We start from the raw sequence: 24,111 nt of genomic DNA on the forward strand, positions 1-24,111 counted from the left end.
ACCGCCTCAGGCCTGAGTACCGCCGACGGTCACCTGATCCATGCGCAGATGCGGCTGGCCGACGCCGACAGGCACCCACTGGCCCGCCTTGCCGCAATTGCCGATGCCGGTATCGAGCTTCATGTCGTTACCGATCATGGAAACACGCTTCATCGCATCCGGGCCGTTGCCGATCAGCATGGCGCCCTTGATCGGCGCGCCAATCTTGCCGTTTTCGATGAGATAGGCCTCGGTGCAGCCGAAGACGAATTTGCCCGATGTGATATCCACCTGACCGCCACCGAAGGAGACGGCATAGACGCCCTTCTTGACCGAAGAGATGATTTCTTCCGGCGTCTTGTCGCCGCCGAGCATATAGGTGTTGGTCATGCGCGGCATCGGCACATGCGCATAGCCTTGGCGACGGCCGTTGCCGGTCGGCGTCATGCCCATCAGCCGGGCGTTCTGCCGGTCCTGCATGTAGCCGACGAGCTTGCCGTTTTCGATCAGCACGTTGTAGGCGGACGGCGTGCCTTCGTCGTCGATGGTGATAGAGCCGCGGCGGCTGTCGATTGTGCCGTCGTCGACGACGGTCACGCCCGGTGCCGCCACCATCTGGCCCAAGAGACCCGCAAAAGCAGATGTCTTCTTGCGGTTGAAGTCACCTTCGAGGCCATGGCCTACGGCCTCGTGCAGCATGACGCCAGGCCAGCCGGAGCCGAGCACGACATCCATCGTGCCTGCCGGCGCATCGATCGCTTCGAGATTGACGAGTGCCTGCCGAAGCGCTTCGTCGGCGCCGTGCTGCCAGCTTCCGGTCGCGATGAAATCGCCGAAACCGATGCGCCCGCCCTGGCCATAAGAGCCGCTTTCCTGCCGGTCGCCTTCGCCGACCATGACGGAGATGTTGATACGCGTCATCGGCCGGATGTCGTGTACGCGATGGCCATCGGCGCGCAGGATATCGACCACCTGCCAGCTTGCCGCAACCGAAGCCGTGACCTGCCGCACCTTGTCGTTCTTGCCGCGCAGATAGGCATCGATATCGGCCAACACCTTCACCTTCTCCTCGAAGGTCGGTGAACCGATCGGGTTCTCGTCGGTGTAGAGCTTGCGGTTGGTGCGCTGGGGCGCTGCCGCGTAAGAGCCGGAATAGCCGCGCGTGACGGCGCTGACCGCATCGGCTGCTCGTTTCAGCGCTGAGACGGAGAGATCGCCCGCATGCGCGTAGCCGACAGCTTCACCTGCCACTGCGCGCAGGCCAAAACCCTGTTCAGTGTTGAAGCTGCCGCCCTTGAGGCGACCGTTATCGAAGGTCAGCGATTCCGCCTGCGCGTGCTCGATGAAGAGCTCGCCGTCATCGGCGCCGGAAAGCGCCTCGGCGACATGCTTGCGCATGGCGGCTTCGTCGGCATCAAAAAGCGTCAGGAGATCGGTGGTCATGGTCTTTTGCTCCGCAAGAAGAGCGGGAATGCTCAATAGCCGATGTAGGTCTGTTGTGCTGCGCGAGCAAGCCCCGCCAAATCAGGGCAGAGCGTCGTAGCCTTCCGCGAACCCCTTGAGGTCTACGGGGATGCCGATGCCTTCTTCCGGCGTCTGGAAGACAATGAAGGTCGCCTGCGCACCGCTGCGGAAGGTCTTGAGCAGTTCGTCCTCGAGAACGACTTCGGCATAGCAGCCGTCGGCGAAGCAGCGCACGAAATAGGCGCGGCCGATATCCTTGCCGTCGACATTGAGGCCGAGGCCGTTCGGCAGCAGCACGCCGAGCGGTGCGAGCACGCGTAGGATCTTCGACTTGCGGTCAGCCGTCTTCAGGACGACGACGGACAGGCCAACTTCCGGACGGTCTTCGGCGATGACATTCTGCATCAGCGCACACTGCTCGGTCGAGGCACCCGCCGGCTTGTCGCAGACGACGGACCATGCGCCATGGTTGGAACGGACCGTGCCGGGTGCCGGTGGCTGCGCCTGGCTAGGCGTCACCTGCTCGACGTTCGGCGTCGTTGACGGCGCGGGCTGCTGTGTCGGGGCGGGCTTCGGAGCAGGCGCGGCGGGACGCGACTGCGCGGGCGCCGGCGTCTGCTGAGCGAAAACGGGGCTCGTCGCGGCGGTCGCGATGCCCGCGGTCAGTACAAAAGACCGCGCGAGGGAACGGAAACCCATGAAAACCTCTGGATATCGAATCATTGCCGCTATTTGTGAAGCTGCCCACAGAAAATGAAAAGCCCCACCCCGTGAAAACCGGGGGACTGCGGCAGAAATAGGACCTCGCCAAAAGAATGTGCAGCCCGCGGATTGGCCCTGAAGCGCGTTTTTCGTATGCTGATGAAAAGCTTGCAATGTTTTGCCGTGACTGAGGAGGCAGTCTTTGAGCAAATATGCCGCATAGACAATTGCTTCTGCCTGTTGCGGCGGATGCCAAACTGTGGTTTGAAGCGCAGAAGATGGCAAGGATTCTGCGTCCGATTTGATGCAGATCAGCGCTCGAGGGAGATTACAAGGTGATTAAGAAGGCTTTTGCAGCTCTGACCGCGCTGGTCTGTCTGCTTTTTGCTTCCGGCACATATGCCGATCAGCCGATGCCGTGGCAGGCTACCCTGCAGCCGGCAGCGACGCCGATCATGCGGGAGATCCACTGGTTCGAACAATACACGCTGTGGTTCATCGTTCCGATCACGCTGTTTGTTCTCGTTCTCCTTCTGGTCGTCTGTTTCAAGTTCCGTGCTTCGGCAAACCCGGTTCCCTCCAAGACGAGCCACAATACGGTGATCGAAGTCATCTGGACCGTGGGGCCGGTCTTGGTACTTCTCTTCCTCGCCATTCCTTCCTTTACCCTGCTGACCGCGCAGCTCACCCTGCCGGAAAACCCTGATGTGACAATCAAGGCGACCGCAACCCAGTGGCAGTGGAACTATGAATATGAAGGTTCGGGCGAAACGCCTGTCGCCTTCGACTCCTATCTTCTGAAGGAGCCGGATCGTGCCGCTGCGGGCAAGACCGATCTTTCCGTCTATCCGCGCCTGCTCGCCGTCGACAACGAACTCGTGCTGCCAGTCAACAAGACCGTTCGCGTTCTCGTCACCGCCGCGCCGACCGACGTTATCCACGCTTTCGCCATGCCGTCCTTCGGTGTCAAGATCGACGCCGTTCCGGGCCGCCTGAACGAAACCTGGTTCCGCGCCGAGCGCGAAGGCCTCTTCTACGGCCAGTGTTCCGAGCTTTGCGGCAAGGACCATGCGTTCATGCCGATCGCCATCCGCGTCGTCTCCGAGGACAAGTACAAGCAGTGGCTGGCTTCGGCCGCCAGTGACTTGCCCGGCGCCTACAAGACACTGATCGCCGCCGCCGATGGTCCTGCAAAGACCGTTGATGTCGCTGAAAACGTCGCAAAGTAAGATAGGGATCGGGACAATGGCTGGACCTTCCGCTCACGACGATCATTCTCATGATCACCACGCTCATGACGCTCACGCGCATGACGACCATCACGATCACTCTCATACGCCGAGCTTTGCCGATCGCTGGTTCTTCTCCACGAACCACAAGGATATCGGCACGCTCTACCTGATCTTCGCGATCTTCGCCGGTATCGTCGGCGGCCTTCTCTCCGTTGCCATGCGCATGGAGCTGCAGGAGCCGGGCATCCAGATCTTCCACGGCCTGGCCTCCATGGTCTACGGCTTCGAAGGCGATGCTGCCATCGATGGCGCCAAGCACATGTTCAACGTCTTCACCACCGCTCACGCGCTGATCATGATCTTCTTCATGGTCATGCCGGCGATGATCGGCGGTTTTGCCAACTGGATGGTGCCGATCATGATTGGCGCGCCTGATATGGCCTTCCCGCGTCTGAACAACATCTCCTTCTGGCTGATCGTTCCGGCCTTCCTGCTGCTGGTCATTTCGATGTTCGTCGAAGGCCCGGCCGGCGCATACGGTGCAGGCGGTGGCTGGACCATGTATCCGCCGCTCGCAGTCGGCGGTCAGCCGGGTCCGGCAGTCGACCTTGCGATCTTCTCGCTGCACATTGCCGGTGCCTCGTCGATCCTCGGTGCGATCAACTTCATCACCACAATCCTCAACATGCGCGCTCCCGGCATGACGCTGCACAAGATGCCGCTCTTTGCCTGGGCCGTGCTGATCACCGCCTTCCTGCTGCTGCTCTCGCTGCCGGTTCTGGCTGGCGCCATCACCATGGTGCTGACCGACCGTAACTTCGGCACAGCCTTCTTCGCGCCGGAAGGCGGCGGTGACCCGATCCTCTACCAGCACCTGTTCTGGTTCTTCGGTCATCCGGAAGTCTACATCCTGATCCTGCCGGGCTTCGGCATCGTCAGCCACATCGTATCGACCTTCTCGAAGAAGCCAGTCTTTGGTTACCTCGGCATGGCCTACGCCATGGTCGCGATCGGCGCCGTCGGCTTCGTCGTCTGGGCTCACCACATGTACACGGTCGGCCTGTCGCTCGACGCACAGCGCTACTTCGTCTTCGCAACGATGGTCATCGCCGTTCCGACCGGCGTGAAGATCTTCTCCTGGATCGCAACGATGTGGGGTGGCTCGATCACCTTCCGCACGCCGATGATCTGGGCGATCGGCTTCATTTTCCTCTTCACCGTCGGTGGCGTGACGGGCGTCCAGCTCGCAAACGCCGGCCTCGACCGTTCGCTGCATGACACCTACTACGTCGTGGCTCACTTCCACTACGTTCTGTCGCTCGGCGCCGTCTTCGCCATCTTCGCTGCCTGGTATTACTGGTTCCCGAAGATGACCGGCTACATGTATAGCGAGTTCCTTGGCAAGCTGCACTTCTGGGTCATGTTCATCGGCGTGAACCTGGTGTTCTTCCCGCAGCATTTCCTCGGCCTCGCCGGCATGCCGCGCCGCTACATCGACTATCCGGATGCATTTGCCGGCTGGAATTATGTCTCGTCGATCGGCTCCTACATCTCCTTCGTCGGCGTGATCATCTTCCTCGTCGGTGTCTGGGAAGCCTTCGCCAAGAAGCGCGTTGCCGGTGACAATCCGTGGGGTGAGGGCGCAACGACCCTCGAGTGGCAGCTGCCTTCGCCGCCGCCCTACCATCAGTGGGAACAGCTTCCGCGCATCAAGTAAGATGCCGGATCCAGACGCCGCAGGCCTCTGCGGCGTCTGGCGATTGAGGAATTCAGGACGGAATGATGACGGTAATCGACAATCACGAGGCTCTTGCTGAAGACGGCGATTTTCGCCTGTCGGAAGCCAGTGCACGCGATTATTTCGAGCTTCTGAAGCCGCGGGTCATGTCGCTCGTGGTCTTCACGGCCTTTGCCGGCCTGGTGCTGGCGCCGGACCACATCAACCCCGTTCTCGGCCTGATCGCCATTCTCTGCATTGCCGTCGGTGCAGGCGCATCGGGTGCACTGAACATGTGGTATGACGCCGACATCGACGCCGTCATGAGCCGCACCGCCAAGCGCCCGATCCCGGCCGGCCGCATCAAGCCCAAGGAAGCCCTGGCCTTCGGCCTCGTGCTCTCCTGCTTCTCGGTGACGATCCTGGGCCTCGCGGTCAATTGGCTGTCGGCCTCGATCCTTGCCTTCACCATCTTCTTCTATGCCGTCATCTACACGATGTGGCTGAAGCGCTCGACGCCGCAGAACATCGTCATCGGTGGCGCGGCCGGCGCCTTTCCGCCGATGATCGGCTGGGCCTGCGTGACGAATTCCGTCACGATCGAAAGCACCGTCCTCTTCCTCATCATCTTCCTGTGGACGCCGGCGCATTTCTGGGCGCTTGCCCTCTTCAAGATGCGAGATTACGAAGCTGTTGGCGTGCCGATGCTGCCGAACGTGTCCGGTGAGCGCACCACCAAGCACCAGATCGTTGCCTATGCCGTGCTGACGGCCATATGCGCGGTGCTGCCGACCTTCCTCGGCTTTGCCAGTGTCGGTTATGGCGTGGTGGCCGCGGCACTCGGTGCGGTCTTCATATACTGTTCCATCGCCGTCTGGCGCATGCCCGACGGCGATCTCAAGATGATCCCGGCGAAGAAGCTGTTCGGCTTCTCGATCTTCTATCTCTTCGCCGTGTTCTCCGCGCTGATGCTCGACCGGCTGGTCGCCATGCTGGCCTCGTATGCAGGAGGCTCGTTCTGATGGAATTGGTCAAGCTTACTGAAGCGCAACGCAAGTCGCGCCGCAATCGCAACATTGCGCTCGGCGTCGTGCTCGCCGGTCTGGTAATCCTTTTTTACGTCATCACCATCGTCAAGTTCCTCGGACATGGAGGCTGATGAGATGAGCGACGCCGTCAACACACCGAAGAAGCCGCGCAACAACGCTGCCGTCGTCTTCATGTGCCTGAGCTTCGTCGTCGGTATGGGCGCGGCAAGCTATGCCGCCGTGCCGCTCTATCGGCTCTTCTGCCAGGTGACCGGCTATAACGGCACGACACAGCGTGTTGATCAGGTTTCCAGCGTCATTCTCGACCGTACGATGCGTGTCACCTTCGACGCCAACGTCGCTCCCGGCCTGCAATGGGAATTCAAGCCGGTCGAGCGCGAGGTCAATCCGAAGATCGGCGAGACCATCCAGGTCAATTTCATCGCCGAAAACCGTTCCAACGAAACCCAGCGCGGCCAGGCGATCTTCAACGTGACGCCGGGCGAGGCGGGCGCCTATTTCAACAAGGTGCAATGTTTCTGCTTTAATGAAACGGACCTGAAGCCGGGCGAGAAGCTTGAAATGCCGGTCGTGTTCTACATCGATCCGGAGATTACCAAGGCCGCTGAATCGAAAAGCATTCACACGGTCACGCTGTCATACACGTTCTATCCTAAAGAGGGTCCGAAGCCGGTGGCTTCGAATGAGGATGGAACGGGACAGGCTGAAAAGAAACTTTGATTGAGGAGTGTTTCCGGCCGTGCCGGAAGCGGAGAAGGAAGACACCGGGGATCTGACATGGCCGATGCTCATCAGAAGAATCACGACTATCACATCATAGCTCCGAGCCCGTGGCCGATACTGGCCTCGCTCGGCGCATTCCTGATGGCCTTTGGCGGCGTCGGCTACATGCGCTACCTGAACGGCGGCTCGCTGCATGTTTTCGGTATCGAATGGGCGCATCCGTGGCTCTTCTTCATCGGGCTGGCTGTCGTTTTCTACGTCATGTACGGCTGGTGGTCTGACACCGTGAAGGAAGCCCATGAGGGCGCCCATACACGCGTCGTGTCGCTGCACCTGCGCTATGGCATGATCATGTTCATCGCTTCGGAAGTGATGTTCTTCGTCGCTTGGTTCTGGGCCTATTTCGACGCCAGCCTCTTTCCGCACGAGGCCATCCAGGCTTCGCGCCTTGCCTATACCGGCGGTGTCTGGCCGCCGAAGGGCATCGAGGTTCTCGATCCCTGGCACCTGCCGATCTACAACACCGTCATCCTGCTGCTCTCGGGCACGACGGTCACCTGGGCTCACCACGCTCTGCTGCACAACGACCGCAAGGGCCTTATCCAGGGCCTGACGCTGACGGTCCTGCTCGGCGTGCTCTTCTCCTCCGTCCAGGCCTATGAATATGCCCATGCTCCGTTCGAGTTCCGCAACTCGATCTACGGCGCGACCTTCTTCATGGCCACCGGTTTCCACGGCTTCCACGTTCTGGTCGGCACCATCTTCCTGCTGGTCTGCCTCCTTCGTGCGTTGCGCGGTGACTTTACGCCGAAGCAGCACTTCGGCTTCGAGGCGGCCGCCTGGTACTGGCACTTCGTCGACGTCGTCTGGCTGTTCCTGTTCTTCTGCATCTACGTCTGGGGCGGCTGGGGCGCACCGGTTGCGGCAGGCTGATCGAGACCGGATAGAAATCAAAAAAGGCGGGTGCTCACTGACCCGCCTAACCGAAAGTGGAATACTCCTTGTCGCAAGTATCGGCGCGAAACTCCGACTTTTGCGGTTTTTGCGACAGGAGTTTAATCTAGCGAACTTCGGAGCATTCACGCTCGGAAAGTTTGAGCCGCATCAACGGTCGTCTCGGAGATCGGCGCGCGATCTCCGAGAATCCAAGCTTCGTAAATACCGAGGCGATACCGACAAAACCCTCCCCCCACGTCAGAGGTTTTTCGGGATCGATGGCGCAGGCGTCAACTGCAACCGCATTATTGGCTATCGCGAATTCAACGGCGGCACTGGCAAGATGCCGCATAAGGCCTTGCCGGCGGTAGCCTGTGCGAATGAAAAAGCACGTGATGGCATAGACACTCGAAGCATCAGGCTCACTCACATCTTCCAGCGGCCGTGAAGTTTTTGCCTCTTGAAAGCGTGAGAAGCCAGGCCGAGGGCCGATCGCACACCAACCGACCGCTGTCCCGCGATGATATGCAATCAGCCCCGGTGGCGGCCCAGCCTCCACTATCGCCCGGAAAGCATCTTTCCGGCCAGTTCTCTCCATTGCCTTGTAGTCAGCGCCCTTGATGCGAGGCCACATGCACCAGCATCCCGAATTGGCTCCGCGCAATGGACCAAAAAGGTCTTCAAGATCGGCCCAACGATCGGCCGTCAGTGGGTGGATATCAAACGTATCAGGCATTCCGCCTCTCAAAGGTATCTCAGTCGGTCGCGTAGCAGACAGCCTGAAGTTTATTGCTGTCGGGATCGATGTAATATCGCGGATCCCGACATCTTCATCCCGTCATGAATTCAGCAAAGCTATACCCTTGCTGACGACAGTCTGTCAGTAGGGGCAGGCTGTCATTTAATCCCAAGCCTCTTTGTCTTAACTGCTGCTCTTCGTCTTACCGTTGGCCAGCCAGCCTCTCGAAGGCCGAAGGCTCGGGAATGCCGAGGTCCAGCTGATGGCGGATCGCCTCGGCGCATTCGAGCGCCGTCAGCACGGATGTATCAACCTCCATGTCGTAGAGGCCGGGGCGATGCACCTCGTCCTGCCAGCGCTGTACTGGTTCCGGCACGGGTGCCTCCCCGGTGGCGCGCAGGTAGAGGGTCTCACGCCCTTCCTCCGCGATTTCCCGCCGCTGCATGATCGTCTCGATCGGACATCTGACGCCGACGAACAGCACGGGAAAACCGTCCAGTCGTCTGGCGCAGTCGCCGAGGATGCCGAGTGGCTGCGAGTAGCTGTCGTGGTGGCCGAGGTCGGCGACGACGTTGAGCCCCAATCCGGCATGGATGGCGATCGATTCATAAAGCGCTGCATAGAGGAACGGCACGAGTTCTTCGAGATCCGGCCGCTCGCCGCCGGGCCTCAATCCGATACCGGGCAGGTAGCGCTTTGGCGTCATGGAATTATAGGTATCGACGCCGAGGTTGATCCACGGCCCCTCGAATTCTTCCTGGATTGCGCGTGCAATGCTGGATTTGCCGCTTCGCGGCGCGCCGTTCAGGATAATGATCTGTCCGGCATGGCTGTCGTTGGTCATCAGTCTTCTTCTTCTGTTTGGCGCGAATCGCTGAGGCGAAATCGCGCAGGTATTTCCATTCGGGATGCGAATACTTTATGGGAGAGTTAAGGCAGACGACGAAAAGCCGCCTGCATGGAGATCGGCATGAACGAAGATAGCGCACAATTTCCACCGGTCGATCCGGTCAAGACCGGCATCAAGGGATGCTGCCCGCGCTGCGGTCATGGGCAGCTCTTCGATGGCGTGCTCGGCCTGAAACCGAACTGCGCCGCCTGCGGGCTGGATTATTCCTTCGCCGATGCAGGCGATGGTCCCGCCGTCTTCGTTATCCTCATCGTCGGCTTCATCATCATCGGTTCGGTGCTCTGGCTGCAGGTCAATTATGCGCCACCGATCTGGGTTCACATTCTGCTCTTTGCTCCGCTCACAATCATACTCTCCCTGCTGGCGTTGCGCTGGTGCAAGGGCATCCTCATCGCCATGCAATATCGCCATAATGCCCGCGAGGGACGCCTGAGTGACTGACATCGAGAGTCCGGCCCCGCGCCGCAAGCTGCCGGTGTTTACCGGCATAACCGTTCTCATTGCGCTCGCCATCCTGATCTCGCTCGGCACCTGGCAGGTGGAGCGTCTTCACTGGAAGGAAGGCCTGCTCGCCGATATAGCCGAGCGCCGAGCCGCAGCCCCGGTTCCGCTTGCCGATATCGAGGCCATGGCCGCTCAGGGCGGCGACATCGAGTATCGCACGGTCACGGCCACCGGCCGCTACATCAACAACAAGGAGCGCCATTTCTTCGCCACCTGGCGTGGCCAGACCGGCTATTACATCTATACGCCGCTGCAGCTCGCGGATGGGCGCTACCTCTTCGTCAACAGAGGCTTCGTTCCCTATGAGAACAAGGAGCCGGAAATGCGGATGCAGGGCCAGTTGACGGACCAGCAGACGGTAACCGGCCTCGCGCGTGCCAAACTCCCCGGCAAACCCTCCTCGCTCGTGCCTGACAACGACGTGGCGAAGAATATCTTCTACTGGAAAGATCTTGATGTGATGGCGTCGAGCGTCGACCTCGACAAGGCTGATGTCTTACCCTTCTTCCTCGATGCCGATTCCACGCCCAACCCGGCGGGCTTTCCGATCGGCGGCGTCACGCAGGTCGATCTGCCGAACGACCATCTGCAATATGCTTTCACCTGGTACGGGCTGGCTGCGGTGCTGCTCGTTGTCGTCGCCATCTCCTGGTTCCGTCCCCGCAAGGGTGCAGCGCAATAGTATCGCTTCAATTCCGACCCATATTGGGTTAGAGGTCCCTGAAGCTTAACCTGGGTATGTTATGAACATTGCGGCAAAACCTCCGTTGACGATCAGGCTCTGCGGTCCGCGCGGCTTCTGCGCCGGCGTCGATCGGGCGATCCAGATCGTCGTGCTGGCGCTGAAGGCTTACGGCGCGCCTGTATATGTCCGCCACGAGATCGTCCATAACCGCTATGTCGTGGAAGGGTTGGAAGCCAAGGGAGCGGTCTTCGTCGAGGAGCTTGACGAGATCCCGGCGGAACATCGTGCCCAGCCGGTCGTCTTTTCCGCTCATGGCGTGCCGAAATCCGTGCCCGAGGATGCGAATGCCCGCAACCTGTTCTATCTCGACGCAACCTGTCCGCTGGTCTCCAAGGTCCACAAGCAGGCGATGCGCCATAATCGCCTCGGCCGCCATGTCGTCCTGATCGGCCACGCCGGCCATCCCGAAGTGATCGGCACCATGGGTCAGTTGCCCGAAGGCACTGTTTCGCTCATCGAAACTGTCGAGGATGCGGACGTTTATCAGCCGGTCGATCCCGATAATCTCGGCTATGTCACGCAGACGACGCTTTCGGTCGACGACACCGCCGGCGTCATCAAACGGCTGGAAGAGCGCTTCCCCAAGCTACAGGCTCCGGCCGCTGATTCCATCTGCTATGCCACGACCAACCGCCAGGAAGTGGTGAAGGAAGCAGCCCCCGGCTGCGATCTGTTCATCATTGTCGGCGCGCCGAATTCGTCCAATTCCAAGCGGCTCGTCGAAGTGGCACTCCGGGCAGGCGCGAAGAAGTCGATCCTCGTGCAGCGTGCTTCAGAGCTCGACTGGGATGAGATCGGCCCGATTGCCACGCTCGGCCTGTCCGCCGGTGCTTCCGCCCCGGAAGTGATCGTCAACGAGATCATCGAGGCCTTCCGCACACGCTTCGATGCCCGCGTCGAGCTTGCCGAAACCGTGCAGGAAAACGAGCACTTCCTCGTCAATCGCGAACTGCGCAGCCTTGAATTGACGACGGCTGACATGGCATTCGTGAACGGGGAATGAGGTGAGGGGCCCACCCTCCGTCCTGCCTACCTGATGACACCGCTTCTACAGTGAGATACCCACCTTGGCAGTTTATACCGATATCGCCGAAGACGATCTGAAATGGTTTCTCACCGAATATGATGCCGGTACGCTGCTCTCTTACAAGGGCATCGCGGAAGGCGTGGAGAATTCCAATTTCCTGCTGCACACATCCAAGGCGCCGCTCATCCTGACGCTTTACGAGAAGCGGGTGGAAAAGAGCGATCTGCCCTTCTTCCTCGGCCTGATGCAGCATCTGTCTGCCGGCGGCCTGTCCTGCCCACTGCCGCTGCCGCGCAAGGACGGCGCGCTGCTCGGCACTCTGTCGGGCCGTCCCGCCGCACTCATCTCCTTCCTTGAAGGCATGTGGCTCAGAAAGCCGGAAGCCAAACACTGCCGCGAAGTCGGCAAGGCGCTGGCGCAGATGCATGTTGCTGGTGAAGGTTTTGCACTGACGCGGCCAAATGCCTTGTCGCTGGAAGGCTGGCAGACGCTCTGGGACAAATCCGAGGCACGCGCCGACGAGGTCGAGCCCGGACTGCAGAACGAGATCCGCAGTGATCTCAATTTCCTGCGGGCCTATTGGCCGAAGGATTTGCCGGCTGGTGTCATCCACGCCGATCTTTTCCCTGACAACGTCTTCTTCCTCGGCGACGAGCTCTCGGGCCTCATCGATTTCTATTTCGCCTGCAACGATCTGCTCGCCTATGACGTTTCGATCTGCCTCAATGCCTGGTGCTTCGAGAAGGACGGCGCCTACAACATCACCAAGGGCATGCAGATGCTGGAAGGGTACCAGAGCGTGCGGCCGCTGAGCGAGGCGGAGATTAAAGCTCTGCCGGTTCTCTCCCGTGGCTCGGCGCTGCGCTTCTTCCTGACCCGACTCTACGACTGGCTGACAACGCCCGAGGGCGCGATGGTCACCAAGAAGGATCCGCTGGAATATCTGCGCAAGCTGCGCTTCCACCGCCAGATTTCCTCGCCCGCCGAATATGGACTGAGCCTATGAAGCACATCGATATCTTCACCGACGGGGCATGCTCCGGTAACCCCGGCCCCGGCGGGTGGGGCGCTGTGCTGCGCTACGGCGAGGTCGAGAGGGAACTCTCCGGTGGCGAGGCTGAAACCACCAACAATCGCATGGAGCTCCTGGCTGCCATTTCCGCACTGACTGCCCTGAAGGAGCCCTGCGAGGTCGATCTCTATACCGACAGCGCCTATGTGAAAGACGGCATTTCCAAATGGATCTTCGGCTGGAAAAAGAACGGCTGGAGGACATCGGACAATAAGCCGGTGAAGAATGCCGAACTCTGGCAGGCGCTGGAAGAGGCCCGCAACCGGCACAAGGTGACGCTCCATTGGGTCAAAGGCCACGCCGGCCACCCCGAAAACGAGCGTGCTGATGAGCTCGCCCGCAAGGGTATGGAGCCTTTCAAGAAGAGCAAGAAGGCAGGCTGATCAGGCCGCCTGCCGCTGCTCTGCCGTAGCATTCCGTATCAGCCGGTGCATATATTCGAGCTTTGTCACGACAGGCGGTGACAGCACGAAGGGATAGGAATCCGGCTGTCCCATGCTGCGCTGGATCGCGTTGATCGCAAGGCTGAGTGGCACCCAGGCGCCGACGAGCTGTTCGACGCTCTGTGCCCGATAGGGATTGAAATCCACTTCACCAGCGATCTCTTCATGCCCGCGCGGATCGATCGCGATGCCGAAGCCACGCGCCGTTTCCAGCGTATCGACGATGTGCAGGTAGTGCGCGAAGCATTCTGCGAAGTCTTCCCAAGGGTGAACGGAGGCATAGGCGCTGATGAAGGTCTCCTGCCAGCCTGCAACTGGCCCATTGGCATAGCGATCCTGTAATGCGGCGCCATAGTCCTGCCGCTCATCGCCGAAGACTGCGCGGAACTCGTCGAATCCATTGCGATCGCGGACCAGCTTGTTCCAGACGAAGTGCCCGGTCTCGTGGCGGAAATGGCCGAGCAGCGTGCGATAGGGTTCATCCATCGCCATGCGCGCCTGCTCGCGGGTCACATCGTCTGCTTCCGCTGCGCGGATCGCGATCAGCCCGTCCTCATGGCCGGTGATGGCCGGTACGACATTGCCGTCATTCTGCACGGTGTCTTCGAGAAAATCGAAAACGAGGCCGCCTTGCGGGTCTTCCCGCCGGTTGGGATGCGGCAAGTTCCAGCGCAGTAGCGAATAGAAGAGGTGGCGCTGCGCCTGGCTGATGCGGCGCCAGCGGTCGATCCCATCTTGCGTGTCGGTATTCGGCACCAGCCGGTTATGTCGGCAGGCGATGCAAAAATCATTGTTGTCATCGACCAGCCAGTTGCAGATGTCGAGGCCCGCATTGGCACAGAACTGCACAAGCCGGTTCGGATCGGAGACGAGCTGCCAGTTCGTCTCGTCGCGCGATTCCAGCGCATGCATGGAAAGATCGCGCGCGAAGAAGCCGAGGCGATGGTTGCAGCGCACGCACTGCCTGTTGTCGAAATGGATGACCTGATCGCAATTGTCGCAGGCAAACAGCCTCATGGCAGCCCCCTACAGGCAGGATATGATGGAAAATGCCCGCCGCACACTGATGCGACAGGCATTGCACCTATGAATAAGATGGGGCGTTAGAGCCGGTCGACAGCGCCCTTCAGCTTGTCCTTGACCTTGCCGCTCGCGACCTGGGCCTTGCCCTTGGCTTCCTGCATGCCGCCTTTGGCCTGCATTTCGCGGTTGCCGGTGGCCTTGCCGGCCGTCTTCTTCGCCTTGCCGGCCATCTCGTTGACCTTGCCGGAAATCTTGTCGCCAGTGCTACCCATGTGTATGTCTCCTCTCGGATCACGGACGGAGTATCCGTGTTTGCCGACAGGAAACGCCAGTGAACGAGTTTCGTTCCGGAATGATGCAGTCAGGCGTGGCCGGCTTCGGCCGAAAGCATGGCAGGCGTGATACCCATGCTGGCAAGCGCCCGCTCATACTTGTCATCGAGGCAGCGATCGAAGATCAACTCCTCATTGGCCGCGCAATTGAGCCAGCCATTGGAGGCCACCTCGTTTTCGAGCTGGCCCGCACCCCAGGAGGAATAGCCGAGCAGCATGGTGGCCCGCTTGGGACCGCCGCCCTTGGAGATGGCGCGCACGATATCGAGCGTTGCCGTCAGGCAGATATCGTCGCTGACGGGGATGGAGGAATCGCTGACATAATCGTCGGAATGCAACACGAAACCACGACCGCTCTCGACCGGCCCACCAGTCTGGATCGGAAACTCCCGCGCATCTTTCGGCAGCACGATGGAATCTTCCTGCTTGATCATGTCGAGATGCAGCAGGACATCGGTGAAGGTCAGGCTCTGCGGGCGATTGATGACAAAGCCCATGGCGCCTGCGTCCGAATGGGCGCAGATATAAATCACTGTGCGTGCGAAGTTGCGATCCTCCATGCCGGGCATGGCGATCAGGAACTGACCGTCGAAAAATCCGCGTTCCCGTCTGTTCTTCAGCGTTGCTAGGGACATGGTTCCTCCTGCCGCCAGACCGCACAAAGGCTCCGACAAGAGAAACATGGGGCAATGTCACAAATCAATCAACTGAAAATGAAGATTTATATGGGCGGGACTTCTGGCGGCAATTGGCAAGTTTCGGTAAACCCTTGTTCCATGAGAGTTATTTCATTGCTCGCGCGCGCGCCATTAATTGCAGTCATTTCGGCTGCGTCCATGCTCGGATTGCTGCGTCAGGCGCATGCGGAAATGAGTGACTGGGCGGAGAACGAGGGTGGCCGCATGCGTCTCGTGGCGCTGCCGCCGGACGCTGATGGCCATATAAGGGCAGGCCTGCAGATTGAGCCGAAGCCTGGCTGGATCACCTATTGGCGTGAACCGGGCAATAATGGCATCCCGCCGCAGATCACCATCGCACCGCAAAGCGGTGTAACGCTGGACGCCATTTCCTATCCCGTTCCGAAACATATCTCCAGCGGCAAGGTCGAGGATATCGGCTATGAGACACCGGTGACCCTGCCATTATCGCTGACGGCTTCGAAAGTGGGACCGGTCGTTCTCGAGGCCACCGCTTTCATCGGCATCTGCAAGGATATCTGCATTCCGTTCCAGGCGCAGCTTTCATTGAAATTTGGTACTGTCGCCCAGTCGCGCCCGCAGGAGGAAATGATCCTTCAGAGCGCCGCTGGCCGCCTTCCCGAAGCGCCGTCTGCCGATTTCGAGGTCGTGGCACACGGGATGTCACCCGACCTGAAGCAACTCTCGCTGAAGGTTACTCTGCCGGAAGCAGGGAATGGAACGCCCGAAATCATCGTCACCGGCCCGAGCGGTTACGCCTTCACCAAGCAGATGAATGTGGGGCGCAGCGGCAAGGCCTATTCCGCCGATATTGCCATCGGAAAGCTACCGAAAAACTACGATATCAAGGGCAAGCAGTGGGGGGTACTGATCGTTGACGGCGTCCGCGCCATGGAAACCACGCTTGCCTTTGATTGACCGCATCTTATAGTCCCTCTCAATCCCTATGCGGTCTTGCCGCAACCAGCCAGAACCGAGGAGAAAATCCATGACCATCGCGATCGGCGACAAGCTTCCTGCCGCCACCTTCAAGGAAAAGACCACAGACGGCCCGGTCGAAACCACCACCGAGCAGCTCTTTGCCGGCAAGCGCGTCGTGCTCTTCGCCGTACCCGGCGCTTTCACGCCCACCTGTTCGCTGAACCATCTGCCGGGCTATCTGGAAAACCGCGATGCCATCCTCGCCAAGGGCGTTGACGACATCGCCGTTCTCGCCGTCAACGACTGGCATGTCATGGGCGCTTGGGCGCAGTCTTCGGGCGGCCTCGGCAAGATTCATTTCCTCGCCGACTGGGATGCCGGGTTCACCAAGGCAGTCGGCCTCGATGCCGATCTCTCCGGCGGTGGCCTTGGTGTCCGCTCCAAGCGCTATTCCATGCTGGTCGAAGATGGGGTGGTGAAATCGCTCAACGTCGAGGAATCGCCCGGCCAGGCAACGGTTTCCGGTGCTGCCGCGATACTCGAACAGCTCTAAGCCGGAAAATCTCCCGTTGTTACGCAAGGGCGCCTTCTGGCGCCCTTTTTAATTTTGATCGCTGAAGTAAGCGTCAATGTCGCGCTGGGCATCCGCCGTTTTGCATCAAGAGCGGCTTCGCCTCATTCTTGCCATAATTGTTATAACATAACGGTAATGTTATTACATATAAGGATTGAGAATGCCGCCCGATCAGGAACGTTTCGCCGTCAGTCTCCTCGGGCAATCGGCACTTCTGCGCGCCTGCGGTGCGGTCGCCATCGTCGCACTTCTCTGGCTCGCGATCCATTGGGCGATCCTCCTGCCATGAGCGCGCCAGTCATTCGCCTCGACAATCTGACGGTCTCCTATGATCGTCATCCTGCTGTCCATCATCTCTCCGGCACGTTCCAGCCCGGCAGCCTGACAGCAATCGCCGGGCCGAATGGAGCGGGAAAATCCACGTTGCTGAAGGCGATCATGGGGGAGCTGCGTCCTGCCGAAGGGCGGGTGGAGCATCGGCTGCAACGCACTGATTTCGGCTATCTTCCGCAGGCGGCGGAGATCAACAGGCGTTTCCCGATCTCGGTGCTGGATACGGTGCTGCTCGGAAGCTGGCGTTCGGCCGGTGCCTTTGGCCGCATCGCAAAACAAGAAGCCGCATGTGCCCGCGACGCACTCGCCACCGTCGGTCTGGAAGGGTTTGAAAAGCGCCATGTCGGCTCGCTTTCGGCCGGCCAGTTCCAGCGCGTGCTCTTCGCCCGCCTGCTGCTGCAGAATGCGCGTATCATCCTGCTTGACGAACCCTTTACCGCCATCGATGCCCGCACGACGAGGGATCTGCTCGACATTGTCGTCCGCTGGCATGGCGACGGGCGGACGGTGATTGCGGTGCTTCATGATTTCGAGCAGGTGAGGGCACATTTCCCGGAAACCCTGCTGCTCGCCCGCAGGCTGATCGGCTGGGGGCCGACGCAGGAGGTCATGTCATCTGCCAATCTTCTGCAGGCCCGCGCCATGGCCGAACGCTGGGATGAGGATGCCGAAGCCTGCGAGCCGGCGGCATGACGGCCTACGATATCTTCTTCGCCCCTTTCGCCGATTATGGCTTCATGCGCCGGGCGCTTGTCGCCTGCCTGTGCCTGGGTCTCGGCTCCGGCCCCATCGGTGTTTTCCTGATGCTTCGCCGCATGAGCCTCATGGGGGACGCAATGAGCCATGCCGTGCTGCCTGGTGCTGCGGTCGGCTATCTCGTTGCCGGCTCGCTGTCGCTGACGGCAATGGGTATTGGTGGTCTCGTAGCAGGTCTTTCCGTTGCGCTACTGTCAGGTGTCGTCAGCCGTATGACCGTGCTGCAGGAGGATGCGAGTTTCGCAAGCTTCTATCTGGCGTCACTGGCCCTGGGTGTCCTCATCGTCTCTTTGCGCGGTTCGAACATCGATCTGCTGCATGTGCTTTTCGGCACGATCCTTGCCATCGACGCGCCGGCGCTGACGCAGATCGGTGCCATCACGTCGGTTACATTGCTGGCGCTCGCGATCGTCTACCGCCCGCTGGTCGCGGAATGTTTTGATCCGGGCTTCCTGCGCGCCGTCGGCGGGTGCGGGCCGGTCTATCATTTCCTCTTTCTGTTGCTTGTGGTGCTGAACCTTGTCGCGAGCTTCCAGGCGCTTGGCACGCTGATGGCCGTCGGCCTGATGATGCTGCCGGCGGCGATCGCCCAGCTCTGGTCCCGCAATCTGCCGGCCATGATGATGACAGCGGCGGCAAGTGCTGCGGCATCCGGCTATCTCGGCCTTATCGCCTCCTATCATCTCGAACTTGCCTCTGGCCCGACGATCATCATGACGGCGGCGCTGCTCTACGGCCTCTCCATCTTCTTCGCGCCGTCGGGCCTTGCCCGACGCTTCTTCCCCCGCCCGCATCTGAAGGGCTGATTACAGGAGACATCGATGTTACCTAGCAGACTGCTTCTCTCCGCCGCCTTGCCCGTGCTGATGACGCTTTCGGCCGTGCCGGCTTCGGCCGAAACGCTGAAGGTCGTTGCGTCCTTCACCGTGCTTGCTGATGTCGTCCGACAGGTCGGCGGCGATCACGTCAAGGTCACGAGCCTCGTCGGTCCGAACGGAGACCCCCATGAATTCGAGCCGTCGCCGGCCGATGCCAAGGCGCTGAATGCTGCAAAAGTTACCTTCGTCAGCGGTGAGGGGCTGGAAGGCTGGATGGACCGTCTCATCACCGCCTCCGGCTACAAGGGAAATCCGGTCACAGTGTCCGAAGGCATCAACACCCGCACGATGGAAGAGGATGGTAAAACCGTCACCGATCCGCATGTCTGGAACAGCCCTGTCAATGTGAAGGTCTGGGTCGCCAATATCGAGAAGGCGCTTTCCGCAGCCGATCCGGCTGATGCCGATGCCTTCAAGGCCAATGCCGAGAAATATACGAAGACGCTTGACGAGCTGGACGCCTATGCGCATTCCAAGTTCGACAAGATTGCCAACGATCGCCGCAACGTGCTGACCAGCCACGATGCCTTCGGTTATTTCGGCCGCGAATATAATGTCAGCTTCCTGGCGCCCCTCGGCCTCTCCACCGAAAGCGAAGCATCGGCCGCCGACGTTGCCAAGCTGATCGAGCAGATCAAGCAGGAGCACGTGAAAACCTATTTCTTCGAAAACTCCAACGATCCGCGCCTCGTCAAGCAGGTTGCCACTGCGACAGGCGCCGAGCCGGGCGGTGAGCTTTACGTCGAATCTCTCTCGGACTCGAAAGGCCCGGCCCCGACCTACGAGAGGATGTTCCGCTACAATGTCGACCAGCTCTCCGCCGCCATGGCGAAATCGAGCTGAGCTGACGGGATCTTAGAGAACGAAATCGAAAACCAGGAGGCCCGCCAGGCCTCCATCCGTCGACGAGACGATGCGCTCGCCGACGGTCACATGCTCGGGATGCACGAGATAGGTATCACGAGCCTCGGGGCTTTCGAAGGTCACGGCAAAGCCGTCGACGAAACCGCCATGCAGCCCCTCGGGCGAGACATTCGGCCCGTATTTAATGTCAAGAATTCCCGGGATCACCTGCTTCAGCGCCACGATGGCGTCGAACAGCGCCTGCTTATCGTCAGGTGTCATGGCGCTCTTCAGACGCATGAATACGCAGTGCAGGATCATAAGGTACCTCCCGATTATGTTTTCGGGCAGAATAGCGACGAAAACGACAAGGGCAACGATATTTCGCGCCCGCAGCCGCCAGACCTGTCGAAGGCCAACCCAGCCTACATCTGGTCCGCCACCGCCACCGGACGGTTATAGATCTTGCGGACGAGATCATGGGACAAGGCACGTGCAGCCGCCTTCTGCTCTTCCGTCATCGGCCGGCAGGTATCCTTGAGATTGGAGCCGTCTATGACGGTTGCTGCCCCGGAATTGGCGATGACGATATGCCAGCTGCAAGCGGCGACCTTGTCGATGATCACAGCACCTCGGCAACCAGTGGAGAGGCAGAAGGCTACAGTCACCTGCGCGCCATGATCGCCCTTGTGGGCAAGCGCATAGGCGGCGGTGAAATCCTCCTTCAATTTTTCGCAGCGCGCCGGCGCTGCTGCCGCCAGGCAGCTCAGCGAGGGCGGGTGAATTTCGGCGGCGTATACCGGAGAGACGCAAAAGGCGCCCATCGAGAGGGCGAGCAGAAGCTTGAGCATCGGATTTTCCTTGTTGCGCTGAGGCAGAGGCGCATATCGGCGGCCAATGGTCAATGGCCGCCGCAGGCAAGGAAAGCCGTATCGATCCAAGAGGTGCCAATTCCTCGGCAAATCCGATGAAACAGGCTCTGGGATCAGGCCCGCTTCGTCAGCGGAAACCGTTCCCTCAGCAGCCGCAGCACCGATTCCGACGGCATCGGCGGGCCGAAGAGATAGCTCTGGCCGTAGCTGCAGCCCATCTTGGCAAGTTCGATCGCATCCTCGTTGGACTCGATGCCTTCGGCCACCACCTTCATGTCCAGCTCGCGCGCCATGGCAATCACCGATTTCAAGATCGTCGCCTTCTTGTCGCTGTTGTCGCGCACCAGCGCCTTGTCGAGCTTGATCGTGTCGAAGGGGAAGCGGGTCAGGTAGGCGAGTGAGGAATAGCCGGTGCCGAAATCGTCGAGCGCCAGACCGAGGCCGGCCTCTTTCAGCTTTTGCAGTACGAGGCGAGCCTGTTCCGGGTTCTCCATCACCATGGATTCCGTCAGTTCCAGCTTCAGCCGCGAAGGATCGCAATGGGTCTTCGCCAGTACCGAACGGACATCGTCGTAAAGATCGTTGTTGAGAAGCTGCACGCTCGACAGATTGATGGAGACGAAGATCGGCAGCTCGCCGGTCTGGTTCTGCCACCCCATCAGGTCGTTGGTCGCCTGCTCCAGCGCGAAGATGCCGAGCGCGCCGATAATGTCGGAAGATTCGGCGATCGGGATGAATTCGGACGGCGGGATATTGCCGCGCTTGGGATGTTCCCAGCGCATCAGCGCCTCGAAGCCGGCGATCTCGACGTCCTCCAGCCGCGCAATCGGCTGGTAAACCATCGAAAGCTCCTTGCGCTCGATGGCGCGGCGCAGATCCGATTCGAGCTGCAGGCGATCGGTGCCGAAATCACGGAAAGCCGGCTGGAAGGGTTCCACTCGATTGCCGCCGGCGCGTTTGGCCCGGTACATGGCAAGCTCGGCGTCGCTGAGCAGACCCGACGCACTCTCCTGCTGGTCCACCCAGGAGGTGAGACCGATGGAGGCCGTCAGGATGATCTCGCGGTTGGAGAAGTTGATCGGCACCATGATCGCCTTGCTCATCGCATCGGCGAAATCGGCAACCTTGGCCGGATCATGCTCGGAAACGAGAATGAGGCCGAACTGGTCGCCGGAAAGGCGCGCCAGTGTATCCTGCGGCTTCAGAAGGCGGCGCAGGCGGCGGGTAAGCGCGATCAGGATATTGTCACCGGCGGCGACACCGAGGGAATCATTGACCAGCTTGTAGCGGTCGATATCGATCACCATGACGGTCGGGCGCAGCGTCTCGCCGCCCGGTGCCAGCGTCAGCACCGACTGCAGGCGGTCGATGAACACCTGCCGGTTCGGCAGGCCCGTCAGGTTGTCGTGAAGCGCATCGTGCAGCAGCCGTTCGACGGAATTCTTCTGCTCTGTCACGTCGACGATCGTGCCCACGCAGCGGATGATCTCGCCATTCGAGCCGAGTACCGGCCGGGCGCGGATCAAGAGCCAGTGGAAGTGACCGTCTTCGGCGCGGATGCGGAACTCATGGTTCAGCCGCCCGCGGCGATGTTCCAGCAGCACGTCCAGCGTCGCCCGGAAACGGTCGCGATCGTCAGGATGCAGCCGCGGCAGCCAGTTGCGCGCCGCACCATGCATCGTGCCCGGTGAAAGCCCGAGCTTCACGGAAACATCGGGAATAGTAACGACGCGATCGCGCGCCACATCCCAGTCCCAGACCATATCGCCCGAGCCCGTCAGCGCCAGCGACTGGCGCTCGAGATCGGAGAACAGCCCCTGCTGGAACGCGCCGCCCGCAAAGGCGTGCTGCATGACGGTAAAGCCGATCAGCAGCACGATGAGGACGAGGCCACCGCCGAGTGCTGGCTGGATGATGTCATTGTCGAGCCGGCCGGTGATCGTCATCCATGCGCCGAACAGCCAGACGAGCGTCAGCGCCCATGCCGGCACGAGCAGGATGGCGCGGTCATAGCGGTTGAAGCCGAGATAGATGATCAGCAGCAGACCGGTCGCCGCCGTCAGAGCGAAGGACAGCCGAGCAATGCCAGCCGCAATCGATGGATCGTAGATTGCGACGCCAAACAGCAGCGCGAGGCCAAGAACCCAGGCAAGCGTGGCATAGCCGAGATGCACATGCCATCGGTTGAGATTGAGATAGGTAAACAGGAAGATCACGAAACTGGAGGCGAGCGACACCTCCGCACAGGCGCGCCATATTCGTTGATCCGCAGAGGCGACGCTGATCAGCTTTCCGAGAAAGCCGAAGTCGACGCAGATATAGCCGAGCACTGCCCAGGCAAGCGCCGCCGTCGCCGGCAGCATCGAGGTTCCCTTGACGACGAAAAGGATCGTCAGGAAGACCGCGAGCAGGCCGGCGATGCCGAGCACGATGCCGCGATAGAGCGTGAAGGCGTTGATCGTGTCCTTGTAGGCATCCGGCTCCCACAGATAGATCTGCGGCAGGTCGGGTGTGGCAAGCTCGGCGACGAAGGTGATGACGGCGCCAGGGTTCAGCGTGATGCGAAAGACATCGGCCTCGTCGCTCGGCTGGCGGTCGAGCGCAAAACCTTCGCTCGGCGTGATCGCAATAATGCGCTGCGAGCCGAGATCGGGCCAGAACAGCTTGGAATTGACGAGACGGAAGTGCGGCGCGACGATGACGCGCTCAAGCTGTTCTTCCGAAACATTGGCGAGCGCAAAGACTGCCCAGTCGCCCTGATGGTTTTCCGAACTTGCGCGCACTTCGATACGCCGGCGGATACCATCGGCGCCGGCCGCGGTGGAAACCTGGAAGGCCTCGCCCTGGTTGGCGTAGATTTCAGTCGTGGCAGTCAGGTCCAGCGCAGTATCGTCGCGGGAAATCTTAACCGGTTCGGCCGCCTGCACGGTTCCCGCCGCAAGGGCGAACACCGACAGGAGAAGGGCTGCGATCACCGCGATCACTCGTCCGGACGGTGACGTCAGCAGCATGCGGTCTTTGTTCATCGGCTGTTGGGTTTCCTGCCTGTATCCGCGTCGGTGGCTAAGCGTGAAAACATCACGTGATCATGCCACTGACCGTTGATCTTCAAATATCCGCGCAGGTAGCCTTCCCGCTGGAACCCGGCTTTCTCAAGCAGGCGAATGCTCCGTGCGTTGTCTGGAATACAGGCTGCTTCGATACGGTGCAACTCAAGCCCTGTGAAGATATAGGGAATAACCAATTGAAGTGCGGCGAACATATGTCCCTGGCCGGCATAACGCTCGCCCATCCAGTAGCCGATCATGCAGCTTTGGGCGGCCCCCCGGCGGATATAGCCGATGGTGATGCCGCCGACGAGCGTCATATCCTTTCTCAGAAAAATGAAGAGCGGGATCGCCTGCCCGGAGGCATATTCCTGCTTGCCGCGGATGACGCGGGCGCGAAACGAGCCTTCGGTCAGCTCGTCGCGCCGCCAGGTCGGCTCCCAGGGTTCCAGAAAGCGGCGGCTGTCGGCGCGAAGCCGGTGCCACTGGTTGAAATCCTGGTAGCGCGGCAGGCGCAGGACATATTTATCGTTCTCGAGTTCGACCGCTTCAGGCTGTCGCGAAAGGAACCGAAAAACCGATTTTGGCATCG

General features: G+C 60.4%; 28 protein-coding genes. 17 read left to right on the forward strand and 11 right to left on the reverse strand.

The window, feature by feature from the left end; all coding sequences use genetic code 11:
• Positions 1 to 6 precede the first annotated feature (6 nt).
• Both tldD and AB8B33_RS02630 read right to left on the reverse strand, forming a co-directional pair.
• Positions 7 to 1,422 carry a metalloprotease TldD gene (gene tldD, locus AB8B33_RS02625; protein ID WP_439014261.1) on the reverse strand — a complete coding sequence of 472 codons (1,416 nt, stop codon included), beginning with the start codon at positions 1,420 to 1,422 and terminating at the stop codon, positions 7 to 9.
• An 81-nt stretch (positions 1,423 to 1,503) separates the two neighbouring features.
• Positions 1,504 to 2,166: an invasion associated locus B family protein gene (locus AB8B33_RS02630; RefSeq protein WP_439014262.1), complete on the reverse strand. Its 663-nt coding sequence runs from the start codon at positions 2,164 to 2,166 to the stop codon at positions 1,504 to 1,506.
• A 314-nt stretch (positions 2,167 to 2,480) separates the two neighbouring features.
• Here AB8B33_RS02630 and coxB point away from each other — a divergent pair, with 314 nt between their 5' ends.
• The 6 genes from coxB (at position 2,481) to AB8B33_RS02660 (ending at position 7,799) form a co-directional block, all read left to right on the forward strand.
• Entirely contained in the window at positions 2,481 to 3,374 is an 894-nt protein-coding gene (gene coxB / locus AB8B33_RS02635) for a cytochrome c oxidase subunit II (protein ID WP_113323075.1), read from the forward strand.
• Positions 3,375 to 3,390: 16 nt separating this feature from the next.
• The gene (gene ctaD / locus AB8B33_RS02640) at positions 3,391 to 5,094 is read left to right on the forward strand and encodes a cytochrome c oxidase subunit I (protein ID WP_007817983.1); all 1,704 of its coding nucleotides are present in this window, start codon (positions 3,391 to 3,393) and stop codon (positions 5,092 to 5,094) included.
• Between the two features lie 65 nt (positions 5,095 to 5,159).
• Positions 5,160 to 6,116: a heme o synthase gene (locus tag AB8B33_RS02645; RefSeq protein WP_037105949.1), complete on the forward strand. Its 957-nt coding sequence runs from the start codon at positions 5,160 to 5,162 to the stop codon at positions 6,114 to 6,116.
• A complete protein-coding gene (locus AB8B33_RS02650; RefSeq protein WP_007817987.1) occupies positions 6,116 to 6,253 on the forward strand; it encodes a hypothetical protein in 138 nt (45 codons plus the stop codon). The genes AB8B33_RS02645 and AB8B33_RS02650 overlap by 1 nt, the downstream gene beginning before the upstream one ends.
• Positions 6,254 to 6,257: 4 nt before the next feature.
• Positions 6,258 to 6,863, forward strand: a complete 606-nt coding sequence (locus AB8B33_RS02655) for a cytochrome c oxidase assembly protein (RefSeq protein ID WP_113323077.1) — start codon at positions 6,258 to 6,260, stop codon at positions 6,861 to 6,863.
• A 57-nt stretch (positions 6,864 to 6,920) separates the two neighbouring features.
• Positions 6,921 to 7,799: a cytochrome c oxidase subunit 3 gene (locus AB8B33_RS02660; protein WP_113323078.1), complete on the forward strand. Its 879-nt coding sequence runs from the start codon at positions 6,921 to 6,923 to the stop codon at positions 7,797 to 7,799.
• Positions 7,800 to 7,926: 127 nt separating this feature from the next.
• On the opposite strand, the gene AB8B33_RS02665 is transcribed toward AB8B33_RS02660, so the two are convergent.
• Together AB8B33_RS02665 and AB8B33_RS02670 are read right to left on the reverse strand one after the other, a co-directional pair.
• Complete coding sequence (locus tag AB8B33_RS02665) at positions 7,927 to 8,538, reverse strand: GNAT family N-acetyltransferase (protein ID WP_439014263.1); 612 nt, start codon at positions 8,536 to 8,538, stop codon at positions 7,927 to 7,929.
• A 205-nt stretch (positions 8,539 to 8,743) separates the two neighbouring features.
• Positions 8,744 to 9,385, reverse strand: a complete 642-nt coding sequence (locus AB8B33_RS02670; RefSeq protein ID WP_439014264.1) for a chloramphenicol phosphotransferase CPT family protein — start codon at positions 9,383 to 9,385, stop codon at positions 8,744 to 8,746.
• Between the two features lie 126 nt (positions 9,386 to 9,511).
• Between AB8B33_RS02670 and AB8B33_RS02675 the strand changes: the two genes are divergently transcribed.
• The 5 genes from AB8B33_RS02675 (at position 9,512) to rnhA (ending at position 13,182) form a co-directional block, all read left to right on the forward strand.
• Complete coding sequence (locus AB8B33_RS02675) at positions 9,512 to 9,892, forward strand: DUF983 domain-containing protein (protein WP_007817996.1); 381 nt, start codon at positions 9,512 to 9,514, stop codon at positions 9,890 to 9,892.
• On the forward strand, positions 9,885 to 10,637 hold the full coding sequence (locus tag AB8B33_RS02680) for an SURF1 family protein (protein ID WP_113323081.1): 753 nt from the start codon (positions 9,885 to 9,887) through the stop codon (positions 10,635 to 10,637). Before AB8B33_RS02675 ends, AB8B33_RS02680 begins: the two co-directional genes overlap by 8 nt.
• A gap of 61 nt (positions 10,638 to 10,698) precedes the next feature.
• Positions 10,699 to 11,703: a 4-hydroxy-3-methylbut-2-enyl diphosphate reductase gene (gene ispH, locus AB8B33_RS02685; RefSeq protein WP_113323082.1), complete on the forward strand. Its 1,005-nt coding sequence runs from the start codon at positions 10,699 to 10,701 to the stop codon at positions 11,701 to 11,703.
• 64 nt (positions 11,704 to 11,767) lie between these two features.
• The gene (locus AB8B33_RS02690; RefSeq protein WP_113323083.1) at positions 11,768 to 12,733 is read left to right on the forward strand and encodes a homoserine kinase; all 966 of its coding nucleotides are present in this window, start codon (positions 11,768 to 11,770) and stop codon (positions 12,731 to 12,733) included.
• Complete coding sequence (gene rnhA, locus AB8B33_RS02695; protein ID WP_113323084.1) at positions 12,730 to 13,182, forward strand: ribonuclease HI; 453 nt, start codon at positions 12,730 to 12,732, stop codon at positions 13,180 to 13,182. Before AB8B33_RS02690 ends, rnhA begins: the two co-directional genes overlap by 4 nt.
• Here the strand turns inward: rnhA and AB8B33_RS02700 are convergent, their stop codons facing one another.
• From AB8B33_RS02700 to AB8B33_RS02710, 3 genes are all read right to left on the reverse strand, one after another.
• Positions 13,183 to 14,259: a zinc-binding metallopeptidase family protein gene (locus AB8B33_RS02700; RefSeq protein WP_439014265.1), complete on the reverse strand. Its 1,077-nt coding sequence runs from the start codon at positions 14,257 to 14,259 to the stop codon at positions 13,183 to 13,185.
• Positions 14,260 to 14,345: 86 nt separating this feature from the next.
• Positions 14,346 to 14,537 (reverse strand): CsbD family protein, encoded by a 192-nt coding sequence (locus AB8B33_RS02705; RefSeq protein ID WP_037105617.1) that lies wholly within the window; start codon positions 14,535 to 14,537, stop codon positions 14,346 to 14,348.
• A gap of 89 nt (positions 14,538 to 14,626) precedes the next feature.
• Positions 14,627 to 15,232 (reverse strand): YqgE/AlgH family protein, encoded by a 606-nt coding sequence (locus tag AB8B33_RS02710; RefSeq protein WP_007818010.1) that lies wholly within the window; start codon positions 15,230 to 15,232, stop codon positions 14,627 to 14,629.
• A 141-nt stretch (positions 15,233 to 15,373) separates the two neighbouring features.
• On the opposite strand from AB8B33_RS02710, the gene AB8B33_RS02715 reads away from it, so the two are divergent.
• From AB8B33_RS02715 to AB8B33_RS02740, 6 genes are all read left to right on the forward strand, one after another.
• Positions 15,374 to 16,213 (forward strand): protein-disulfide reductase DsbD domain-containing protein, encoded by an 840-nt coding sequence (locus AB8B33_RS02715; protein WP_439014266.1) that lies wholly within the window; start codon positions 15,374 to 15,376, stop codon positions 16,211 to 16,213.
• 70 nt (positions 16,214 to 16,283) lie between these two features.
• Complete coding sequence (locus AB8B33_RS02720; RefSeq protein WP_439014267.1) at positions 16,284 to 16,769, forward strand: peroxiredoxin; 486 nt, start codon at positions 16,284 to 16,286, stop codon at positions 16,767 to 16,769.
• Between the two features lie 181 nt (positions 16,770 to 16,950).
• Positions 16,951 to 17,079, forward strand: coding sequence for a hypothetical protein (locus tag AB8B33_RS02725; RefSeq protein ID WP_439014268.1), 129 nt, complete (start codon positions 16,951 to 16,953; stop codon positions 17,077 to 17,079).
• A complete protein-coding gene (locus AB8B33_RS02730) occupies positions 17,076 to 17,816 on the forward strand; it encodes a metal ABC transporter ATP-binding protein (RefSeq protein WP_439014269.1) in 741 nt (246 codons plus the stop codon). Before AB8B33_RS02725 ends, AB8B33_RS02730 begins: the two co-directional genes overlap by 4 nt.
• Positions 17,813 to 18,685: a metal ABC transporter permease gene (locus tag AB8B33_RS02735; protein WP_439014270.1), complete on the forward strand. Its 873-nt coding sequence runs from the start codon at positions 17,813 to 17,815 to the stop codon at positions 18,683 to 18,685. The genes AB8B33_RS02730 and AB8B33_RS02735 overlap by 4 nt, the downstream gene beginning before the upstream one ends.
• A gap of 15 nt (positions 18,686 to 18,700) precedes the next feature.
• Positions 18,701 to 19,600, forward strand: a complete 900-nt coding sequence (locus AB8B33_RS02740; RefSeq protein WP_439014271.1) for a metal ABC transporter solute-binding protein, Zn/Mn family — start codon at positions 18,701 to 18,703, stop codon at positions 19,598 to 19,600.
• A 12-nt stretch (positions 19,601 to 19,612) separates the two neighbouring features.
• Here AB8B33_RS02740 and AB8B33_RS02745 read toward each other — a convergent pair whose 3' ends face one another.
• From AB8B33_RS02745 to AB8B33_RS02760, 4 genes are all read right to left on the reverse strand, one after another.
• Positions 19,613 to 19,921, reverse strand: coding sequence for a Dabb family protein (locus tag AB8B33_RS02745; protein WP_113323091.1), 309 nt, complete (start codon positions 19,919 to 19,921; stop codon positions 19,613 to 19,615).
• Positions 19,922 to 20,025: 104 nt separating this feature from the next.
• Entirely contained in the window at positions 20,026 to 20,451 is a 426-nt protein-coding gene (locus tag AB8B33_RS02750) for a hypothetical protein (protein ID WP_113323092.1), read from the reverse strand.
• 134 nt (positions 20,452 to 20,585) lie between these two features.
• Positions 20,586 to 23,498 carry an EAL domain-containing protein gene (locus AB8B33_RS02755; protein ID WP_439014272.1) on the reverse strand — a complete coding sequence of 971 codons (2,913 nt, stop codon included), beginning with the start codon at positions 23,496 to 23,498 and terminating at the stop codon, positions 20,586 to 20,588.
• Positions 23,495 to 24,109, reverse strand: coding sequence for a GNAT family N-acetyltransferase (locus AB8B33_RS02760; protein ID WP_113323094.1), 615 nt, complete (start codon positions 24,107 to 24,109; stop codon positions 23,495 to 23,497). Before AB8B33_RS02760 ends, AB8B33_RS02755 begins: the two co-directional genes overlap by 4 nt.
• Positions 24,110 to 24,111 lie beyond the last annotated feature (2 nt).

The organism is Rhizobium sp. 768_B6_N1_8 (genome assembly GCF_051811225.1).
Lineage (GTDB): Bacteria > Pseudomonadota > Alphaproteobacteria > Rhizobiales > Rhizobiaceae > Rhizobium.

What these genes read in the sequence shown, in the direction of transcription:
- AB8B33_RS02665 (WP_439014263.1), bottom strand. Translation starts at nt 8,538, where the DNA reads ATGCCTGATACGTTTGATATCCACCCACTGACGGCCGATCGTTGGGCC.
- AB8B33_RS02675 (WP_007817996.1), top strand. Translation starts at nt 9,512, where the DNA reads ATGAACGAAGATAGCGCACAATTTCCACCGGTCGATCCGGTCAAGACC.
- AB8B33_RS02730 (WP_439014269.1), top strand. Translation starts at nt 17,076, where the DNA reads ATGAGCGCGCCAGTCATTCGCCTCGACAATCTGACGGTCTCCTATGAT.
- tldD (WP_439014261.1), bottom strand. Translation starts at nt 1,422, where the DNA reads ATGACCACCGATCTCCTGACGCTTTTTGATGCCGACGAAGCCGCCATG.
- AB8B33_RS02650 (WP_007817987.1), top strand. Translation starts at nt 6,116, where the DNA reads ATGGAATTGGTCAAGCTTACTGAAGCGCAACGCAAGTCGCGCCGCAAT.
- AB8B33_RS02735 (WP_439014270.1), top strand. Translation starts at nt 17,813, where the DNA reads ATGACGGCCTACGATATCTTCTTCGCCCCTTTCGCCGATTATGGCTTC.
- rnhA (WP_113323084.1), top strand. Translation starts at nt 12,730, where the DNA reads ATGAAGCACATCGATATCTTCACCGACGGGGCATGCTCCGGTAACCCC.
- AB8B33_RS02705 (WP_037105617.1), bottom strand. Translation starts at nt 14,537, where the DNA reads ATGGGTAGCACTGGCGACAAGATTTCCGGCAAGGTCAACGAGATGGCC.
- AB8B33_RS02630 (WP_439014262.1), bottom strand. Translation starts at nt 2,166, where the DNA reads ATGATTCGATATCCAGAGGTTTTCATGGGTTTCCGTTCCCTCGCGCGG.
- AB8B33_RS02700 (WP_439014265.1), bottom strand. Translation starts at nt 14,259, where the DNA reads ATGAGGCTGTTTGCCTGCGACAATTGCGATCAGGTCATCCATTTCGAC.
- AB8B33_RS02755 (WP_439014272.1), bottom strand. Translation starts at nt 23,498, where the DNA reads ATGAACAAAGACCGCATGCTGCTGACGTCACCGTCCGGACGAGTGATC.
- AB8B33_RS02710 (WP_007818010.1), bottom strand. Translation starts at nt 15,232, where the DNA reads ATGTCCCTAGCAACGCTGAAGAACAGACGGGAACGCGGATTTTTCGAC.
- AB8B33_RS02745 (WP_113323091.1), bottom strand. Translation starts at nt 19,921, where the DNA reads ATGATCCTGCACTGCGTATTCATGCGTCTGAAGAGCGCCATGACACCT.
- AB8B33_RS02760 (WP_113323094.1), bottom strand. Translation starts at nt 24,109, where the DNA reads ATGCCAAAATCGGTTTTTCGGTTCCTTTCGCGACAGCCTGAAGCGGTC.
- AB8B33_RS02740 (WP_439014271.1), top strand. Translation starts at nt 18,701, where the DNA reads ATGTTACCTAGCAGACTGCTTCTCTCCGCCGCCTTGCCCGTGCTGATG.
- ctaD (WP_007817983.1), top strand. Translation starts at nt 3,391, where the DNA reads ATGGCTGGACCTTCCGCTCACGACGATCATTCTCATGATCACCACGCT.
- AB8B33_RS02655 (WP_113323077.1), top strand. Translation starts at nt 6,258, where the DNA reads ATGAGCGACGCCGTCAACACACCGAAGAAGCCGCGCAACAACGCTGCC.
- AB8B33_RS02645 (WP_037105949.1), top strand. Translation starts at nt 5,160, where the DNA reads ATGACGGTAATCGACAATCACGAGGCTCTTGCTGAAGACGGCGATTTT.
- ispH (WP_113323082.1), top strand. Translation starts at nt 10,699, where the DNA reads ATGAACATTGCGGCAAAACCTCCGTTGACGATCAGGCTCTGCGGTCCG.
- AB8B33_RS02720 (WP_439014267.1), top strand. Translation starts at nt 16,284, where the DNA reads ATGACCATCGCGATCGGCGACAAGCTTCCTGCCGCCACCTTCAAGGAA.
- AB8B33_RS02725 (WP_439014268.1), top strand. Translation starts at nt 16,951, where the DNA reads ATGCCGCCCGATCAGGAACGTTTCGCCGTCAGTCTCCTCGGGCAATCG.
- AB8B33_RS02670 (WP_439014264.1), bottom strand. Translation starts at nt 9,385, where the DNA reads ATGACCAACGACAGCCATGCCGGACAGATCATTATCCTGAACGGCGCG.
- AB8B33_RS02750 (WP_113323092.1), bottom strand. Translation starts at nt 20,451, where the DNA reads ATGCTCAAGCTTCTGCTCGCCCTCTCGATGGGCGCCTTTTGCGTCTCT.
- AB8B33_RS02660 (WP_113323078.1), top strand. Translation starts at nt 6,921, where the DNA reads ATGGCCGATGCTCATCAGAAGAATCACGACTATCACATCATAGCTCCG.
- AB8B33_RS02715 (WP_439014266.1), top strand. Translation starts at nt 15,374, where the DNA reads ATGAGAGTTATTTCATTGCTCGCGCGCGCGCCATTAATTGCAGTCATT.